Annotated in this window: 15 protein-coding genes and 1 pseudogene; 4 read left to right on the forward strand and 12 right to left on the reverse strand. The window is 40.5% G+C overall.

The window, feature by feature from the left end:
- Positions 1-53 precede the first annotated feature (53 nt).
- The 4 genes from FTV03_RS04480 to cxpE all read right to left on the reverse strand — a co-directional run bounded on the left by FTV03_RS04480 (position 54) and on the right by cxpE (position 6,363).
- On the reverse strand, positions 54-2,468 hold the full coding sequence (locus tag FTV03_RS04480) for a CSLREA domain-containing protein (RefSeq protein WP_180040177.1): 2,415 nt from the start codon (positions 2,466-2,468) through the stop codon (positions 54-56).
- A gap of 24 nt (positions 2,469-2,492) precedes the next feature.
- Entirely contained in the window at positions 2,493-4,304 is a 1,812-nt protein-coding gene (gene rbtA / locus FTV03_RS04485) for a rhombotarget A (RefSeq protein ID WP_180040179.1), read from the reverse strand.
- 118 nt (positions 4,305-4,422) lie between these two features.
- Positions 4,423-5,127, reverse strand: a complete 705-nt coding sequence (hda, locus tag FTV03_RS04490; protein WP_078190380.1) for a DnaA regulatory inactivator Hda — start codon at positions 5,125-5,127, stop codon at positions 4,423-4,425.
- 18 nt (positions 5,128-5,145) lie between these two features.
- Positions 5,146-6,363 (reverse strand): chloramphenicol efflux transporter CxpE, encoded by a 1,218-nt coding sequence (cxpE, locus tag FTV03_RS04495; RefSeq protein ID WP_180040181.1) that lies wholly within the window; start codon positions 6,361-6,363, stop codon positions 5,146-5,148.
- Between the two features lie 134 nt (positions 6,364-6,497).
- Here cxpE and purM point away from each other — a divergent pair, with 134 nt between their 5' ends.
- Entirely contained in the window at positions 6,498-7,568 is a 1,071-nt protein-coding gene (gene purM, locus FTV03_RS04500) for a phosphoribosylformylglycinamidine cyclo-ligase (RefSeq protein WP_078190382.1), read from the forward strand.
- Positions 7,569-7,577: 9 nt separating this feature from the next.
- Positions 7,578-8,207, forward strand: a complete 630-nt coding sequence (gene purN / locus FTV03_RS04505; protein WP_180040183.1) for a phosphoribosylglycinamide formyltransferase — start codon at positions 7,578-7,580, stop codon at positions 8,205-8,207.
- A gap of 73 nt (positions 8,208-8,280) precedes the next feature.
- Here purN and FTV03_RS04510 read toward each other — a convergent pair whose 3' ends face one another.
- Complete coding sequence (locus FTV03_RS04510; RefSeq protein WP_180040185.1) at positions 8,281-9,090, reverse strand: alpha/beta fold hydrolase; 810 nt, start codon at positions 9,088-9,090, stop codon at positions 8,281-8,283.
- Positions 9,087-10,112 carry a signal peptide peptidase SppA gene (gene sppA / locus FTV03_RS04515; RefSeq protein ID WP_078192397.1) on the reverse strand — a complete coding sequence of 342 codons (1,026 nt, stop codon included), beginning with the start codon at positions 10,110-10,112 and terminating at the stop codon, positions 9,087-9,089. The genes FTV03_RS04510 and sppA overlap by 4 nt, the downstream gene beginning before the upstream one ends.
- A 127-nt stretch (positions 10,113-10,239) precedes the next feature.
- On the opposite strand from sppA, the gene FTV03_RS04520 reads away from it, so the two are divergent.
- Entirely contained in the window at positions 10,240-11,211 is a 972-nt protein-coding gene (locus FTV03_RS04520; RefSeq protein WP_180040187.1) for a lysophospholipid acyltransferase family protein, read from the forward strand.
- A gap of 31 nt (positions 11,212-11,242) precedes the next feature.
- On the opposite strand, the gene FTV03_RS04525 is transcribed toward FTV03_RS04520, so the two are convergent.
- The 3 genes from FTV03_RS04525 to FTV03_RS04535 all read right to left on the reverse strand — a co-directional run bounded on the left by FTV03_RS04525 (position 11,243) and on the right by FTV03_RS04535 (position 15,719).
- Positions 11,243-13,702: a DNA internalization-related competence protein ComEC/Rec2 gene (locus FTV03_RS04525; protein WP_180040189.1), complete on the reverse strand. Its 2,460-nt coding sequence runs from the start codon at positions 13,700-13,702 to the stop codon at positions 11,243-11,245.
- Positions 13,703-13,807: 105 nt separating this feature from the next.
- Positions 13,808-14,491 carry a lipoprotein-releasing ABC transporter ATP-binding protein LolD gene (lolD, locus tag FTV03_RS04530; protein ID WP_180040191.1) on the reverse strand — a complete coding sequence of 228 codons (684 nt, stop codon included), beginning with the start codon at positions 14,489-14,491 and terminating at the stop codon, positions 13,808-13,810.
- On the reverse strand, positions 14,484-15,719 hold the full coding sequence (locus FTV03_RS04535; protein WP_078190389.1) for a lipoprotein-releasing ABC transporter permease subunit: 1,236 nt from the start codon (positions 15,717-15,719) through the stop codon (positions 14,484-14,486). The genes lolD and FTV03_RS04535 overlap by 8 nt, the downstream gene beginning before the upstream one ends.
- A 26-nt stretch (positions 15,720-15,745) precedes the next feature.
- On the opposite strand from FTV03_RS04535, the gene FTV03_RS04540 reads away from it, so the two are divergent.
- Positions 15,746-16,315, forward strand: coding sequence for a PilZ domain-containing protein (locus FTV03_RS04540; RefSeq protein WP_078192054.1), 570 nt, complete (start codon positions 15,746-15,748; stop codon positions 16,313-16,315).
- A 7-nt stretch (positions 16,316-16,322) separates the two neighbouring features.
- On the opposite strand, the gene FTV03_RS04545 is transcribed toward FTV03_RS04540, so the two are convergent.
- From FTV03_RS04545 to FTV03_RS04555, 3 genes and pseudogenes are all read right to left on the reverse strand, one after another.
- Positions 16,323-17,228, reverse strand: coding sequence for a DMT family transporter (locus tag FTV03_RS04545; RefSeq protein ID WP_168378072.1), 906 nt, complete (start codon positions 17,226-17,228; stop codon positions 16,323-16,325).
- Positions 17,229-17,233: 5 nt separating this feature from the next.
- Entirely contained in the window at positions 17,234-17,722 is a 489-nt protein-coding gene (locus FTV03_RS04550) for a YaiI/YqxD family protein (RefSeq protein WP_373685259.1), read from the reverse strand.
- A 165-nt stretch (positions 17,723-17,887) separates the two neighbouring features.
- A pseudogene (locus FTV03_RS04555) lies at positions 17,888-17,997 on the reverse strand (IS701 family transposase); the annotation flags it as partial.

The raw sequence follows: 17,997 nt of genomic DNA on the forward strand, positions 1-17,997 counted from the left end.
CATTACATTAGCTAAGCCATAAAAAAGCCTCTTATCGAGGCTTTTTTATTGTCTTACTTGCTCAACCGACGCTGACGATACACACCTAAACCAATCAATGCCAACAGTCCAAATACTCCCATTGAGCCACCGCCGCTAGAAGAAGAGTTGGTGTTTTTCGCGGTATTCTTAAGAGTCAGAATTGCATTGCTTGATGCAATGCCATCACTATCGACAACACTATATTCAACAGGATAGTCAAACTGACTAAAGCCATTTTTTACAGAGAAGGTAATCTTGCCACCGTAGCAGGTTTCCTTTAAATAACTTGCTGGGCAACTGCCACTATACTCAGCTTCAAAGTTTAAACCTGCTGGGATTTTCGTAAAGCGAATGGGAATAATTTGGCCTTCATCATTTTTATGCCATACCGATTTGCCCGCTGGCATAGATGCAACTGGACCATCACCATCATCATTGGCATTTTCTAATAAATTATTGACGGTAACAGACAAATTATTTGACGGACTAATTGTATATTGCGCAGCTTTGGCCACTGGAGTCATATTTTTAAATGCCACACGGACCACACCAGAGGATTCCGCCTGACTCCCTGTCTTTTGTTTTAGCGTATATTTACAAAAACCGTATTCGGTAGGTGCTGTTGTTGCCCCACTAGTGCGATAAATAACGATTTGTTTTATTCCCGCATCCCAATCACAGTGTAGGTCATGTGGTGGATTACCCACAATACTTGCTTCGCCTGTACTAGACACTGTAATTTCACTACCAATGCCGATTGGTGAAGTCGTCACGGTGTAGTTGTCTGCATTTAAGGCAATTTGTCGTGTTTCAGCACTACCATTCACAGACTCTTCTTGAGGTAATGATGCCGGGAACGGATCAAAATAAACCGCACGATATTTAAGGTTATTTTTTAATGCACTTAATACCGCTTCGTACTTTGTTAAATCATCCTGATTGGCAACTTTGTATTCTGCATAATCTGGATCGTCGATATCCTTTTTCAAAGCATCAATTGTATTTTGATACTTATCTTGCAGAGCTGTTAAAGACTCATTGGTAATATCTGCCATATCTGCTGCGGTTAAATTCATTAACTCAACCGAACCAATATCACATGTGTTTCTTTGCGTAGGTGATAACTGTAAAGTACCATCTGTGATCCGCAAAATACCCCGTTGATCCGCATCACTACAGCCGTCTAAGCCAAGATTGATCAAGTCAAAACCGCTGCCGATTGCTTTCGGGTAATACAAAGGTAAATACAAGTTATAAGCAGATTTTGTTTGTAGGGCGCTTAATAAAGTCCCCATAGCATAGCTACTTACATCATGGTTTTGCAGAAAGCTTTCCGTACTATTCAGCACACTTTCGGGTAAATCACATTGTGCGGCTGCCAGTTCAAAAGCGTTATTACTTGCAACAAATTTTTGACTATTATCAGGTACAGCGTTATTGAGATAACGACAAGATTTACCACCAGTATTGTAGGCCAATACATTGAAATACCAAGCCTTTGTACCATTGTTATCATAATAATAGGTACTAGCCGCATTGTTCTCGACTATTGTATTACTGGTTAAAACGAAGCTAGAAAAAGCACTTAAACGTTCCGTTCCCTGAGAAATGGCACGGATAATACTACCCGTATTTGGATTTGCTTGGTTTTTTGCAATCGTATTTGCTGTCAGTTCAACTTTGGCATTTCCACAGAAGTCCATCACACTATTGCTCGTCGATGAACCATTTTGAATAATACTGCTTTGCTGGAACACAATTTCAGGCTGGGTATCCCCCAAGTTGCCGATACAGTCCATAGCTACCACACTACCTTTAGGTGCGACGTTACCCTGAACTAAACTGCTCACCAATAATGTTTTTTTCGACATATTATGCGCAACGGAGTAGATCGCACCGCCAGCAACTTTGGCCTGAGAGTTCTCAATTGCACCATTATTTAAGGTAAATGCTCCCCCTAAATACAAGGCACCACCACGGTCTTCTGCCATCCCGCCAGTAAGGCGTACATTATTGACGATAAAGTTGGCTTCTGAGCGTGAAGTATTAAAAATACGCGATTTGCCTTGGGCATTAATCGTCGTTCTAATATCTTCATAGGCAGGAAATTTCTGCGTCAGTAAATTTTTTGAATCATAGTTAAAGCGACTTTTCCCCTCTATCACGATCTGATTTAGAGGAACTAACTCACCTTTGGTCAGAAGATATTCACCTGCTTCAAGTTGAATATAATCGGTCTGCCCATTATTTGGATTACCGACATTACATCCACCAAAAGATTTGTTTTTACGTGCAGTTTCAATCGCTTCACGTAAAGAACATTGATTGAGATTTTCACCATTTTCATCATCAAAGGTCGTAACTTTGATGATGTTACTTGTCGCTGCCATAGATGACATAGCCGCAAGGACCATGACCGCCAGCAATCCTTTTTTATAATTTTTCATGTGCTGTCCTTAATTCTATCCAGACTATTTTTTAAAGCGACGAAATCCAACTAAGCCAAGCAGCGCAAAAATACTCGCCCAGCCTAGAGCACCACCCGAAGTTTTAACGGTTTTACTTTCCATTTCATTGTTTGGTTCTTGGAAAATACGCACTTCTGCAGCTAAATAATTTTTTGCCGAAGTATTAAAACGGGTTGAAGACGTCACCACACGCAATTCAAAAATATCTGCGCCATGCCAATTTCCATTTGGCGTGTATTCAAAATCACCATTCAAATTCAGTGTAAATTTACCTTTAGATTCGGTGCTTTGTACAATTATTGGGCAACCATCTTGCCATGGCTCACCCGTTGAATTTGCCATACCCATCACTTTTGAACATTCTTCTTTTGGAATTAAATCACTGTCACCTAATGCATCTAAAATATTAAACTTGGCTACTTCACCTGTACGAATGTCTTTACCTAATCGAGGCATGCTCACAGGAACCACAATTTCTATAGCCCCACGATCACACCAAACATCATCCAAATTACGATTTTTTCCACGCTGATCAGAAGACTCGCAATACACATGATGCTCATTGCCATCTGCTGTGGTCTTCCCCTTATTTAATATCGGGCTTGAGAAAATCGTTTCGTAATCTAATAAAATACGAGGACGTAAATAACCAATAAATGCGTTATTTGCTGTGGTAAATGGACAGAAAAGTGCATTACGATCTTCTGTTAAGGTTTTACAGCTACCTTCATCTTCACCCGCAATTAAACTCGTCCCAGACCATACATCATTTAAATTTGCAGCAGGCCCAACAGGACAACTCGCAGCCACTAAGTTGTTATAAAAAACAGATTGGTCTGTTCCTGAGTTCACGACTTTACAATCTTGAGCGGTACCACTGAGCGCATTACCAATCACCACACTATTGGCTAAATAAGCATGCTCAGAGGTACTATTTAGTTCGATACCGCCACTGTTCTTCAGTACTGTAATATTATTGAGTGCTAAACCATCACGTAAGTTGACAGCAAAACCTTTGTTTTTGAAAAAAGTACTATTGGCAATGATATTTTGAGGGTTACTGAACACCAACTTACTGATGTCTGCGAGCCCATTTTGATTGTAAACAATCGCTCGACCAGAAGTGCTTTCATTATTTTTGAACAAAGATGTATAGATTTCATAAGCCGGTGCTTCTGAGTAAATTGCACCCCCATCTACCGCTTTGTTGTTTTGAAAAATCGTGGTTCGTATATATAGACGGCTTGCTACAGCTGCGCCATCTTCTGAAAATCCTACATTGTAGATTGCACCACCAAGTCGTGCATAGCCATCTTCAAACTTTACATTTTCAAGTGTAAGTTTTTCATTATTAAAAATGATGCCGCCTTTATCAGCACATTGATCTTGCTTACATCCTTTAAATGAAATTTCTTTAAAATTGATAGCAAATAGTTCTTTTTCGCCATCATTAATATTAAAAATTTGATCCTTACCCGTCATTTCAATGACGGCATTATTAAGACCGAGTACGACATCTTCATTGACGTTACTGTCATACGCCGTTTTCAGATTCAGTTCTGCTTTAATATCAATTTTTTTAGTGAGTTTATAAACTTCATTTTTTTTCAGAGAAATTGAGGCATAGGCGTCTTTACCCCCGCAACCATTATATCCGGCTTCTGGCATACCATTATTGATATATTCTATGGCTTCACGAAGTGAACATTCCTTGTCATCCTTTACAACATCTTCAGTGGTTGTAACGATAATTTCTGCGCTAAATGCATGACCTGCCATGAGAAGCATGCCAATGCCTATGCTCTGTTTGAGCATATCCATCTCCTTAAATATTTTTTATCTTTTTATTCTTAAGTTGCACAATCCTTGCAACATTAAAATATTTTTATGTACTTTGTCACAGCTTGAGTAATTACTCAAGAATTTTTATTGCTTACCGATATTCATCAATTAGGGCAAAAATCTGTCTTAAATTGGCATGACTCAATTTGACTTTTTCACCTTTTAACATCTGAATCAGTTGTTCTAAAGAGCGAAGTAAAATAGACGCCTGATGCGGCCCATGTGCCAACAAATAATCCACAATTTGTTGATCCATATGGATGCCACGTCGCGCTAAAACAGAGTTCACGAGCGCTTGACGGTCTGCGTATAAGCTACCATTCGGCACTTTCACACTAACTGCTTGAGTTAATCGGGACTGTAAGTCTGGCAGTTCAAGTTTGAGTTCAATTGGTGCCAGTCGAGATGAAAAGACCAATTGACCACCTTCTTCGTTATTATAGTTAATCAGGTGAAAAACGGCTTTTTGCCAATGTGGAACTCCACTGATGGCTTCAATATCATCTAAAGCCACCAAGTCATAGCGATCGAGCGAAGTAATCGCTTCAGTGGGCGCATCGAGCAATTCAAGCAATGAAACTTGAATTGCTGATTTGCCGATTTCTAAATATGAATCACATATTGCAGAGAGTAAATGGCTTTTTCCTGTGCCAGCTCCACCATAGATATAGAAACGATTCATTAAACCAGCATGTAATTGACGTACACCATCGATTACATGTCCCCAACTCGGCCCAGAAAAATCACTAATTCGGGCATCGAGCTGAGGTTCTATATCTAACTGCAATTGACGCATATCTATATTTTGGCCTTATCAATCTTTATGTTCTGATCGTTCAATGTTACTCGAAATTTCAGGATCTTGCAGCGAATTTGCAGACTGATTTTTGAGCTCGATATCGACAGCAATTTGATCGGTTTCTACGCTTAATGTGCCAATTTCAGCATCATTCACCACGAGTACATCATTTCGGTATAAATTACTTTTCTCATAATTTTCACGCGCATGACGTAATAACACCACAATAATCGCTGCGACTGGTAATGCAATGAGCATTCCGAGCAGTCCTGCCAATTGTGCGCCTGCAAGTACTGCAAAAACCACGGCTACTGGAGACAAACCAATTTTGTCACCCAGTAAGAACGGCTGTAAAATATAACCTTCTATCGCCTGTCCCACCATGAAAACAACTAAAACTAAGGCTAAATGCACCCAATCCAAACCGAATTGGAACAAGCAAGCCACAATTGCCGAAATAATACCAACCGCAAAACCCAAATACGGAATAATACTGGCTAGACCCGCAATCATCCCAATGATGATACCAACCTCAATACCGACTAATTGAAGTCCAACCGCATATACAACGCCCAATAAGAACATCACCAAGAACTGGCCTTTTACAAATGCGCCAAGAACTTCATGACATTCGCCTACGATGGTTAATGTGCTTTTTTCGTATTTGCGTGGAATAAGACGACGCATGTTTTCTAACATACGTTCCCAGTCTAATAGGAAATAGAAAGCTATGATTGGAATTAAGACAATCGTGCCACCAATCTGTATGAAATTCAGACCCGATTGTGCCACTTTTAACAACATGGCTTGGATACTGTCTGCACTATAGTTGGTTTGAATATACTCCATGATCGCTGCTGACATTTGCTCTGTATCAATTTCCATCGGTACAAGATTAAATGTCTCTGATAACCACGGCAGGAATGTATAGTTGACCCAATGAATATTGCTTGGAATATTGTTTTTCGCATACATCAACTGTTCCCATACCAGTGGTACGAGGAACCACATTGCAAGGAATATAGCGACACCAATTCCAATAAAGACCAAACTGATAGATAACCAGCGCGGCAAGCCAATATTATGTAATTTATCGACTAAAGGGCTAAATAAATATGCAATTAGAAATGCGCCGATAAAAGGAACAACTACAGGCTTTAATAAGTATAAAACCCATATGATCAATGCTATCCCAGCAAGAATAAATATTCGGCGCAAGGTGCGATCACCCATATAAAGTCACCTTTTTTCAATGTAATCGTTATAGAAAGGAAAATATTTTAATAAAGATAACATTTTAGTGCGAAATAGCATAAGAGTTTTGCATATTCAGGTTATAATCCCCGCGCGAATGCGGAGACTTCATTATGAGCAACTCAACTTCTACCCCAAACACTGGTTTAAGCTACAAAGATGCAGGTGTCGACATTGAAGCGGGCGACGCGTTAGTCGATCGTATCAAATCTGTCGCGAAACGTACTGCACGTCCTGAAGTAATGGGCGGCCTAGGCGGCTTCGGCGCTCTTTGTAAAATTCCTAAAGGTTATGAAGAACCTGTTCTCGTATCTGGCACAGATGGTGTTGGTACAAAATTGCGTTTAGCATTGAATTTGAACCGTCATGACACAATTGGTCAAGACTTGGTTGCAATGTGCGTAAACGATCTTCTTGTATGTGGTGCTGAACCACTGTTCTTCCTTGACTACTATGCAACTGGCCACCTCAACGTTGACGTTGCAGCAAATGTTGTGACTGGTATCGGTGCGGGTTGTGAACTTGCAGGTTGTGCATTGGTTGGCGGTGAAACTGCTGAAATGCCAGGTATGTATGAAGGCGAAGACTATGACCTTGCAGGTTTCTGCGTAGGTGTAGTTGAGCAAAGTAAAATTATTGATGGCTCTAAAGTTAAAGCGGGTGACGTTTTAGTTGGTGTTGCATCTTCTGGCGCACACTCAAACGGTTACTCACTTCTTCGTAAAATTTTAGATGTGAAAAATGTTGACCTTACTCAAATCGTTGATGGTCGTCCACTTGCAGATACAGCAATGGAACCAACACGTATTTATGTAAAACCAATTCTTCAGTTATTGAAAGAAGTGGATGTACACGCTATGGCGCACATCACAGGCGGCGGTTTACCGGGTAATTTACCTCGCGTACTGCCAAATGGTGCTCAAGCGGTAGTGAATGAAGCATCTTGGGAATGGCCAGAATTATTCAAACTACTTCAAAAAGAAGGTGGTGTTGAACAATTTGAAATGTACCGCACATTTAACTGTGGCGTAGGTATGGTTCTCGTGGTTGATGCAGCCGATGCTGACAAAACAGTTGAATTACTCAATAGCCTTGGCGAAAAAGCATTCACAATGGGTCACATTGCAGATAATGCTGAATCTGTTGAAGGCGCTGACGAAAAAATCCGTGTAGTTTTCGCATAAGCAACGTTCATGATTAAAATTGCTGTACTTGTTTCAGGCAGCGGATCTAACCTGCAAGCCCTGATCGATGCCAATCTATCAGGTCAAATCGTTGGGGTGATTTCCAATAGACCTGACGCTTTTGCACTGCAACGTGCAAGAAAAGCAAATATTGCAACTGCAGTCATTGAACATAAGCAATATCCAAGTCGTGAAGCTTTTGATGATGTGATGCATCAACAACTGCTCGACTGGGATGTTGACTTGGTGATTTTGGCAGGCTTTATGCGCATTTTAAGCTCAAAATTTGTCAAAGCATGGGAAGGGAAAATGATTAACATCCACCCTTCTTTGTTGCCAAATTATAAAGGCATGCATACTCATCAACGTGTGTTAAACACTGGTGATGTTTTCCATGGCTGTACAGTTCATTACGTGACTGCAGAGCTAGATGCTGGCCAAGCGCTTGCTCAAGGTGTGCTTAAAGTCAATGTGCATGATCATGCTGAAAGTCTAGCAGATCGCATTCACGTGCTTGAGCATGTGATTTACCCTCAAGTCGCAGAATGGATCTGTAATGGTACGATCCAACATACTGCTGATGGGGTGTTATATCGCAATCAACCGATGCAAGCACCTGTTCAATTCTGCAAGTTTTAAAATCAGTTTTATCTATTTTAAATAGAAATAAAAAACGCATCCTTGGATGCGTTTTTTATTTGACTACATTTAATCATTCATGTTTGGCATGAACCGCTAACATTTGTTTGATCAGCTCCACCGTTTCTACTGGTTTTTCTAATGGAAACATATGACTCCCACCAACCACTTTAAATGGAATCGCAAATTTTTTCTCGACCATTTGTGGAAAGTGCCGAGCCAAAAATGGCCCCTGCTCTGCAATTAACTGCTGCACAGGCACTTGTGGTTGAGCCTGTGGTAACCACCACAGCGAAGGATTGGTTCGAAAAATATGAACCTCATCATCACGTGAAATCGTCAATTCCACCCCACCACGCAGTTTATCGTCCATCAAGGCATGATCAATATAAGCTTGATAACAGTCTGGATCGAAATCTTTATAAAAACCTTTCGGCCTTAAAAGCTCTGCTGCTTGTTCACGGCTGTCCCAATGATCACGACGACGCTTCGACAATCCTGCTGGGGACATTTTATCGAGGACTTTAAGTTTGAGGAGTTTTGCGATGTGCAAAGCAAAAGACTCTTTCCCCATGATCATAGGCGGATCAATCATTAACACTTGTTCAAACAATTCTGGGCGTTGTAAAGCAGCCTGAAATGTTAAAACCGAACCTAATGAATGACCTAATCCAATCACCTTACGACCATTGGCCTGACGTACAATACTGTCAATGACTTGCTGTGTTAAGCTTTTCCAATGGTTATCGATTGGGTAACGCTTATCTGGCCCAAGTAGCGGCACATAGATCACATCATATTCATCACTCAATAAATCAAACAATTTTTGATAAACCAGTGATGGCACGCCATTGGCGTGCGCAAAATGAATTAACGGTTTCATTGTAACTTCGTGCTGTTTTCAGATTGAACCTGTTGTGACAATGCGCTTGCCAAACCTTGACCAAATGAACTTCCCATACGACCAAGTACAGAATCAAATGGACTATTTTCAATGGTGTAGTTCACAGCTTTTTCAGTTTTCAACTCACGTTTCAGGCTATTTAAACTACCTGTACGGTCAGCAATACCCAGCTTCACAGCCTGATCACCTGTCCAAAATAAACCTGAGAAAATAGCCGGATCATTCGATTTTAATTTCTTACCGCGACCTTCTTTCACGGCATTAATAAAATGCGCATGAACGTTATCGAGTACACCTTGAACATGTGCTTTTTGTGCAGCATCGACAGGTTGAGTCATGGATAAAATCGCTTTGTTCTCACCCGAAGTCATGGTGCGATCTTCTACACCAAACTTTTGCATCAAACCACTAACGCCATAGTTCGGCATGATCACGCCAATTGAACCCACTAAACTTGAAGGATTGACAATAATTTCATCTGCGGCAGAAGCAATATAGTACGCACCTGAAGCGCCTGTATCACCAATAATGGCATACAGTTTTTTATCGGTATGGGCTTTTTTCAAGTACTGAATTTCTTGCCAAATTTCATCAGACTGAACAGGTGAACCACCTGGTGAATTAATATTTAAAACAATCGCTTTGCTTTGTTTGTTTTCATAGGCTTTTTTCAAAGCTTTGATAGTATTTGCGCTGTTTACACTTTGCTTGTCCGCTGCAATGGTCCCAATGATATCAACCACGGCAATATGTGAACCCGCTGTCGCTGCTGGATCAGATGACGACATGCTGCAACTTTTTGCCATCGCAATGATAATAAATAGCAAATAAGCAAAGGTTAAAAATTTAAAAAATATACCCCATCTACGTGCTCTACGTTGTTCTTCAACGGAAGAAAGCACGGCTTTTTCTAATATTTTCCATTCATTTCCAGTTGGCTGCTGAATATTGTTTGAAGAACTTTGCTGTTTTTCTTCAGGTTTTGGTGGCCATTCGGACATAAAAAAACCCATTTGATCGTTAATTTGTAGTCATTATATACACGCTAATCGCTATAACTGTCTAATCAATTCATTTTCCCCTATAATTATTTTAAATTTTCTTTCATTTCTTTCAGACTTAAACAAGATGACCGACCAAAATTCACAGGACACCACATATCACCTGTTAAAATTTATCAGCCGTCAACCTATTCAAATTTCAAGATTAATTGCAAAAGGTTTGGCTGGGTTAGTCAATGTTTTAAAAATCTCTAAAACCTACTCTACGATTCAACGCAATCTTAAAATTGCATTGCCTGAATTATCAGAGTCAGCTCGCATTCAACTCACTAAACAAGCGATTCGAAACGAACTTTGTTCTTATTTTGAATTTTTTAACATTTGGGGTGCAAGTACAGAAAAAAATATTCAACGAATTCATCACGTACATGGCGCTGAATATTTACATGAAGCGCTCGCCCTACAAAAAGGCGTTGTACTCGTAGTACCACATTTTGGTACTTGGGAAATCATGAATGCATGGGTTGCGCAATACACTCAAATGACCATCATGTACAAGCCGGTAAAAAGCGAATCTGCCAACAATTTTGTCCGTGCTGCTCGAAGCCGTGAGCAAGCAATATTGGTTCCTACGGATGAATCAGGTGTACGTCAAATTTTCAAAGCCTTAAAACAAGGTGGGACGACTGTAATCTTGCCAGACCATACCCCCAATGCCGGCGGCGAAATGATTCCATACTTTGGTATTCCACTAAAAACCAGCAACTTAAGTGCAAAACTAATTCAAAAAACCAAAGCACGTGCGCTCTTACTATATGCCATTCGTAACGATAATCATGGTTTTGATATGCATATCGAACCTATGGATGAGAATATCTATCAAGGCAATGCAGATGATGGCTCAATAGTTATCTTTAAAGCAGTGGAAAATCTAATTCATCGTTATCCAGAGCATTATCACTGGAGCTATAAACGCTTTAAAGCCAACCCAAAATTGAGAAATCTATACAATATTAGTGATGAAGAAGCCGCTCAACGCATTCGTGATATTCGTGAGGAATATCAAAGACAGCAAAAAATGAAAAATGTGACAGAATGACATTTTCAAGCAATATACTTGAAGCAGTTTTCTATTCAGATTCTTTAGATAGCCTGCGATATAGATCGAGCCATTTATACTTTGTCCGCTCTTCGATCAACTCGATTTGCTGTTTATTTTGCTTGAAATGAATACTTCCACTTTGTGCGGTCTGTAAGAGTGGAATATCTAATTGTTTGAGTCGTGTTTGGGTCATCTTTGCAGGATGTCCATAACGATTAAATCGCCCCGCAGAAGCAATCGCCAACTTGGGCTTAAAATGGTTTAAAAACGCATAGGATGAACTATGCTGACTACCATGATGTCCAAGTACCAAAATATCGACTTTTAGGTCTGGATAATCACGTAATATTTGATATTCAGTCTCCCAACCCGCATCCCCCATCAATAGAAAATGTCTTGGTCCATTGACGCCTTTGACCGTGACATACAGTACACAAGAGCGTTCATTGGCATTCCATTGGGCATTTGTCAGATCTTCAGGCTTTGGCGAGAGTATTTCAAAATAGACTTGCTGATCCCAATTCCACTGCTGACCACGCTGACATAAACGCTGTGGAACTTGGTTCGTGGTTTGTACTCGCTCATTACTTGAAAGCTGCCCGATATCAAGCTGTTGCTCCAATGAGAAAAAACCACCGCTATGGTCTTGATCTAAATGAGTCAATAACACCCGATCTAGTCGATGGACACCATTCACACTCAAAAATGGCCGGATGATATTCTGCCCGACACTAAATTGACTTTCATCATAGTTTCCACCGAAGTCCACCATCATATGATGATCTACAGAACGGATATAGATCGCCTGCCCTTGTCCCACATCTAAAATTGAAAGCTGAAAATTTGCTGAATTTCTCCATGGGATAAACAGAGCAAAAAAGGCAATGACCGCCCAATATTTTGGCAAGATTCCTTCAGGTAAAAATAAGATTACTATAACGAGTATCAACAGTACGATCTGAGTTGACGTCAATGCGACATCTTGCATTTTTGGTGCAAAGAGTCGATCTAAGCCATAGAGAAACACATGCAATATTTCCAAACACAGATCATTGAATAAAAAAACCAAATGCGCCAAAGGTGTAGAAATATAAGAAAGTGCCCCTCCGATGATATCTAAAGGAACCACCACTGCCCCTAGCCACGGGATGGCGAATAAATTACTTAATGGGCTAATCCACGTGACTTGCTTGAAAAAAATCACCATCAATGGAAATAAGGCAACAAAGATTTTCCATTGTGATTCCACCATCAACCACATTGAATGTTTTAACTTTTGCCAAAAACTGACTTCTGTTTGAGCCAGTATATGCTTCCTTAAGGTTTGATAAATCCGCAGTAAAATAAAGCATGCGCCATAAGACAACCAAAATGCCGCGGATAAAATACTAAAGGGATCCACTAACAATAAAATTGCGGCACTAAAAACCAGCAGTTGAAAAGGCTGAATGGTTTGCCGTAACAACAGCATGCTACTGGCGACAAGGCAGATCGTCAGCGTTCTCAGCGCCGGTATTTCAAAACCGGTAAATGCACAATATACAAGGACACAGAAGATAAAGGGCACGACCAAAACATACTGTTTGGGCCATTTGAGATAGATTTTGGGACAATATTTTCGAATAGCTAACTGTATCGCCCAACAGAGCATACTGGCAAATACCAACACATGCGGACCAGAGATTGCCAATAAATGACTGATGCCAAAACGTTGAAATAATTCACTAGTGCCTTCAGTGAGTAAACTTTTATCGCCTGTAAGCAGTGCTAACAACAAGCCATGATTCCGCAGCGGTTGTTGATATATAAACGCTCTTAAATATAAACGTTGTTGTTCGACTTTTATTTTGAACTGATGTAACACACCTTGATGCCGTTGATACTGTTGACCATAGCCCATCGCAGTCATATGTTGAGGTGGTATAAGTTCGACCGACTTCACCTTTAAACTGGCATGTATATTTTGCTGTATGCTCCACCGTTCTTGGTCAAAGACACCTTCGGTCACATAACTCTGGGTAGGTCGTAACTCACCATACATACGATAGTACTGTCCAGGGACCAACTGGATCGTCTGCTCATGACTTTGCAAAATTGAATTGGGTAAATACGCCATAAAATATTGAATCTGCTGATTCACATTGAGCACTTCAATTTTTTGCTGAATCGCTTGGTCTTTGAGTTGGCTGATCTGTGGAATATACACAATAAACTCATCTTGTTTGCTCTGATGCTCAACCAATGCCAAACGCTGATCGAGTTGAGTATTGGCGAAACTAAAGCCGAGAATTGCGCCCATGCATAGATTTGTACTGAGCTGTAAGATTTTCGAAAAGATACTTTTTAGTTTTGGGGAAATACAAAGCTGTAAACCTAGCCAAATCAGGACGATAAAAAGTAACTGAACTGTCGAGAGTTGTGGATTCCAAAACCTGAACCCCATAAAAGAAATGCCTAAAATCCAGCCAATACAAAAGCTTTGCAACATGAGTCATCATTATTTTTATTATGTGCTGGCAATAATAAAGCCCACCGAGGTGAGCTTCAATCAAACAATCTTAATCCACTAATTTTTGCGAAATCAATTTAGCGCTTAGTAATCAACCCATAAACCATCTTGCATATGCAAAATCGCATCAGCAGATTGAGCTAAATATTCATCATGGGTCACGATTAACATGGCCATGTTAAATTCTTTACGCAACTCAGATAGCAACTCAAAAATCTTCACTGCGGTTTTTCGGTCTAAGTTCCCTGTTGGCTCATCAGCCATCATCAACTTAGGTTTTGCTACCAATGCACGGGCCAAAGCCACACGTTGACGTTCACCGCCTGAAAGTTCGCCGGGTTTGTGCGTCATGCGGTGGGAAAGTCCAACACGTTCCAACAGGTATTCAGCTTGCTGCTTGACTTCTTTGAAGTTACTCGACTTCCGTAACATTAATGGCATCGCCACATTTTCAAAGGCGGTAAATTCAGGTAGTAAGTGATGGAATTGATATACAAAACCTAAATGCTCATTACGAATATATCCACGCTCTGCTTCACCTAAAGTGTCAAAGCGTTGACCATTAATCAACACTTGACCCGATGTTGGACGATCTAAGCCACCCAATACATGCAACAACGTACTTTTACCAGAACCACTTGACCCCACAATCGAAACAAACTCACCCGCTTTGACTTGTAATGAAAGTCCTCGAATCACATCGACTGTAGACTTCCCATCGGTAAAAGATTTGGTAATGTTTTGGGCATCTAAAACTAAATTACTCATAGCGTAGAGCCTCTGCAGGTTGAACTTTAGCTGCACGTAATGCCGGATAAATTGTCGCGATAAAGCTCAGGCCCAATGATAAAGATACAATCACCACAACATCTTGCCATCTTAAATAAGACGGTAAATAGTTGATGAAGTAAGCATCAAACATATTTAAGCCCAATGTTGTATTCAACCAACCGACTAAATTACTAATACTTGATGCAGCGATAATCCCTAAAATCGCCCCAGATACCGTACCAATCACCCCAATCACTGTACCTTGCACCATGAAGATCCGTGTGATTGTAGCCGGTGAAGCGCCTAGTGTACGCAAAATGGCAATATCGGATTTTTTATCAGTGACCACCATCACCAATGAAGACACGATATTAAATGCTGCAACCAATACAATCAGGAACAGCAATAAACTTACCATTGCCTTTTCCATTTGAATCGCACTAAATAGGTTGCCGTGTGTATAAGTCCAATCTGAAGCATAGAAGTTTGCTGGTAGATCACGCACAATTTCTTGAGAGACTTGTGGTGCTGCAAAAATATCATCCAACTTCATACGGATGCCTTGTGCACCATCTGGCAGTCTTAATAAAGTTGACGCATCGTTCAGGGCCACATAGCCCATCATCGAATCAACCTCTGCACCAATACTGAAAATACCCACAATTTTAAATCGTTTAAAACGCGGAACGACCCCAGCCGGCGAAGGAGTTGCTTCGGGAAGCACCAAGGTCACACTGTCATTCAAGCCTAAACCTAAGGCATCTGTCATTTGCTTGCCAAGGACAATACCAAACTCACCTTTTTTCAGGTTATCGATACTGCCTTCCACCATATGGTCTTGGATAATTGATACCTTTTTTTCATACTGCGGTTCAATCCCACTGACCATAATGCCAGACACTTGACCTTGTGCCGTCAACATTCCCTGTAATTGGGTGAATGGTGCGACCCCTTGAACATGCTCATGTTGCTCAATTTTTTTTGCAAGTTCAGGCCAATTTGTTAAAATTTGTGTTGAAGAAACAGTGGCTTGAGGTATCATTCCTAAGACACGAGTTTTCAGCTCACGATCGAAACCATTCATCACAGATAAAACTGTAATAAGGACTGCCACACCAAGCGTGAGGCCGATCATGGATACCAGAGCAATAAAAGAAATAAAGTGGTTACTGCGCCGAGCGCGAGTGTATCTCAACCCTATATACAGCGAGATTGGTTTAAACATAACCATCTAGTCCGAGGTAATATATTATGGAAAATTTACAGCATCAAAGCGTTCAAACTGAACGCCGTGTAATGTCGCGTATCGATGCTGCTTTGCGCATCAACTATCAGATTATCTCTGATGATGTTGCACTGAATGATCCTTACGATCCTAATTTTGTATTGCCGCGCTATTTTCTACTACTTGCTGAATTAGATCAATTTGATCATGCACTCAACTACGAATTAGAACAATTAGCTGAGAAAGATCAACAAATTGCTCGAATCTTATCCTTATTTAACCAAAAGTTAAACCTTATTACGGGTTCTTTATACGACGCAATTGTACAAAGCATGTTACCAGTGCCTGAGCATGTGAATTTCTCAGAGACTGGTTTGAGCTTTTTTAGCGAACGCGCGATTAAAGAAGGTACTTATATCCATGTGACCTTAAGCCACCCTGAAAATTTCTTCCATATTGCGGCAACTGCGCAAGTGGTTTATAGCCGTGAAGAAGAAAGCAACTTATACCGTACGGGTGCCTATTTTATCACACTGCTCCCTCAAGACCGCGTCAAACTTGCAGAGTGTATCGCACTGACCCAAAACAAAGAGTGATTTTTAATCAATGTTTTAATTTGTGGGCGAGCTCTCTGTTCGCCCGAAAATCTTTATAAAAATAAACAAACAAGCCTGATAATAGAATCACAGCACCAAGTAAAACCATCAATGATAATTTTTCATCATTCAGTAAAGCACCAAAGAGCATAGCAAGCATGGGTGTGAGTACCGTTGTTAAAGACAAAGTTGTCGCCTTGATGTTTTGTACCAGTTTGAAATAACAAAACATTGCAATCAATGAAGCCATAATCACTGCATAAAATAAGCCAATGAGTGCTTTGGTCGAAGGCATCTGTGTCGGTGCATACTGCCAAATAAACGGTAGCATCGCGGCAGAAAATAGTGCTGAGATAAGAATCGAACCCGTGGCCTGAGACATAGGCTGCAAAGGTGCATTGACTTTTTTCACCCAAAAAATCGACATACAGTAGACGAATACGCTCATTAACATTAAGACAATACCAACAGGCTGTACGTGCTGATCACTGCCGCCTAAGCAAATAATGGCTAAACCACAAACGGCAATCAACATCCCAATCCATTGCAAGCGATGCAGATAGGTATGAAAGAAGAAACGACCGATCAGACCCGTCATAATTGGTGCCAAACCAAACATCAGGGCAATAATGCCTGAGCTGAGATAGGCCGTTGCCATATAGGTAAAAATCTGAGAACCAATAAAACTAAATGCCCCCGCCAAATAACTGTGCAGCGAGGTTTTATCCATCGGAAGTTTATGTTTAAAAATAAACAATAATGCAACAGCCAAGGGTAATGCGATAAAAAAGCGTAATGTCAGTGCCCAAAACGCATTGATATCACTGACACTCCAAACGATGGCAAGTGGCGTGGTCGACCAAATGAACACCAACAACGCATAGGTCGTCGCTAGATTTGTTTTAGATGGCATGGTTTTTACTTCTGCGCCGTTTTACGTTTTTGCTTTTGAATGGTTTGATCTAAGCTACTAGAAAATTCGCGCTTATCACGTTCTGAAATAGGGGCTGGACCACCGGTTTGCACACCTGCGCCCCGTAAAGTATCCATAAAGTCGCGTAAGTGTAGACGTGCTTTGACATTTGCTGTGGTATAAATCTCACCCCGAGGATGTATCGCTATACCGCCCCGCTCAATCACTTCAGCAGCAAGTGGAATATCCTGTGTCATCACGATGTCGTGCTCTTTCATGCGCTGAATAATTTCTTTATCCGCTGCATCTGCCCCACTCATGACTTGAATCGAGTTAATTCGCACCGAAGGCGTTATCCCAACATTTTGATTGGCGACAAAAGTGACTTCTAAATGGTAACGATCAGAAGCCCGAATAATTACATCACGTAAAATGCGTGGTAACGCATCTGCATCCACCCATAATTTAAATGGCAGCACTGATTTTCCATTCACTTTTAAACATAACTCATAGTAACAAATCTACATGACAATTTGGGGATCTGCATCCGTTGAATGGATCTACATTTCTCTAATCATGAGAATCGAAAAGCTGCAAAATGAGCCAAAGTTGAGACTATTTTCCAATGCTTTAACATTTAAATTAGGACTTACGCACTATCATTTATAGATTCTCTGTGGTAGCAGATGATTTTTATCGAGAATAAAGTCATCAATGAAGTTTTTGATAATTGGTCTAAATAATTTCTTCTGCCAACGATATATATTTT

It is taken from the genome of Acinetobacter sp. YH12218, from assembly GCF_013417925.1.
Classification (GTDB): Bacteria; Pseudomonadota; Gammaproteobacteria; order Pseudomonadales; family Moraxellaceae; genus Acinetobacter; species Acinetobacter amyesii.

Excerpts from the sequence above, each read along its gene's own strand:
- purM (WP_078190382.1), top strand. The coding sequence starts at position 6,498 with ATGAGCAACTCAACTTCTACCCCAAACACTGGTTTAAGCTACAAAGAT.
- FTV03_RS04540 (WP_078192054.1), top strand. The coding sequence starts at position 15,746 with ATGGAAAATTTACAGCATCAAAGCGTTCAAACTGAACGCCGTGTAATG.
- hda (WP_078190380.1), bottom strand. The coding sequence starts at position 5,127 with ATGCGTCAATTGCAGTTAGATATAGAACCTCAGCTCGATGCCCGAATT.
- FTV03_RS04535 (WP_078190389.1), bottom strand. The coding sequence starts at position 15,719 with ATGTTTAAACCAATCTCGCTGTATATAGGGTTGAGATACACTCGCGCT.
- purN (WP_180040183.1), top strand. The coding sequence starts at position 7,578 with ATGATTAAAATTGCTGTACTTGTTTCAGGCAGCGGATCTAACCTGCAA.
- rbtA (WP_180040179.1), bottom strand. The coding sequence starts at position 4,304 with ATGCTCAAACAGAGCATAGGCATTGGCATGCTTCTCATGGCAGGTCAT.
- cxpE (WP_180040181.1), bottom strand. The coding sequence starts at position 6,363 with ATGGGTGATCGCACCTTGCGCCGAATATTTATTCTTGCTGGGATAGCA.
- lolD (WP_180040191.1), bottom strand. The coding sequence starts at position 14,491 with ATGAGTAATTTAGTTTTAGATGCCCAAAACATTACCAAATCTTTTACC.
- FTV03_RS04545 (WP_168378072.1), bottom strand. The coding sequence starts at position 17,228 with ATGCCATCTAAAACAAATCTAGCGACGACCTATGCGTTGTTGGTGTTC.
- FTV03_RS04480 (WP_180040177.1), bottom strand. The coding sequence starts at position 2,468 with ATGAAAAATTATAAAAAAGGATTGCTGGCGGTCATGGTCCTTGCGGCT.
- sppA (WP_078192397.1), bottom strand. The coding sequence starts at position 10,112 with ATGTCCGAATGGCCACCAAAACCTGAAGAAAAACAGCAAAGTTCTTCA.
- FTV03_RS04520 (WP_180040187.1), top strand. The coding sequence starts at position 10,240 with ATGACCGACCAAAATTCACAGGACACCACATATCACCTGTTAAAATTT.
- FTV03_RS04525 (WP_180040189.1), bottom strand. The coding sequence starts at position 13,702 with ATGTTGCAAAGCTTTTGTATTGGCTGGATTTTAGGCATTTCTTTTATG.
- FTV03_RS04510 (WP_180040185.1), bottom strand. The coding sequence starts at position 9,090 with ATGAAACCGTTAATTCATTTTGCGCACGCCAATGGCGTGCCATCACTG.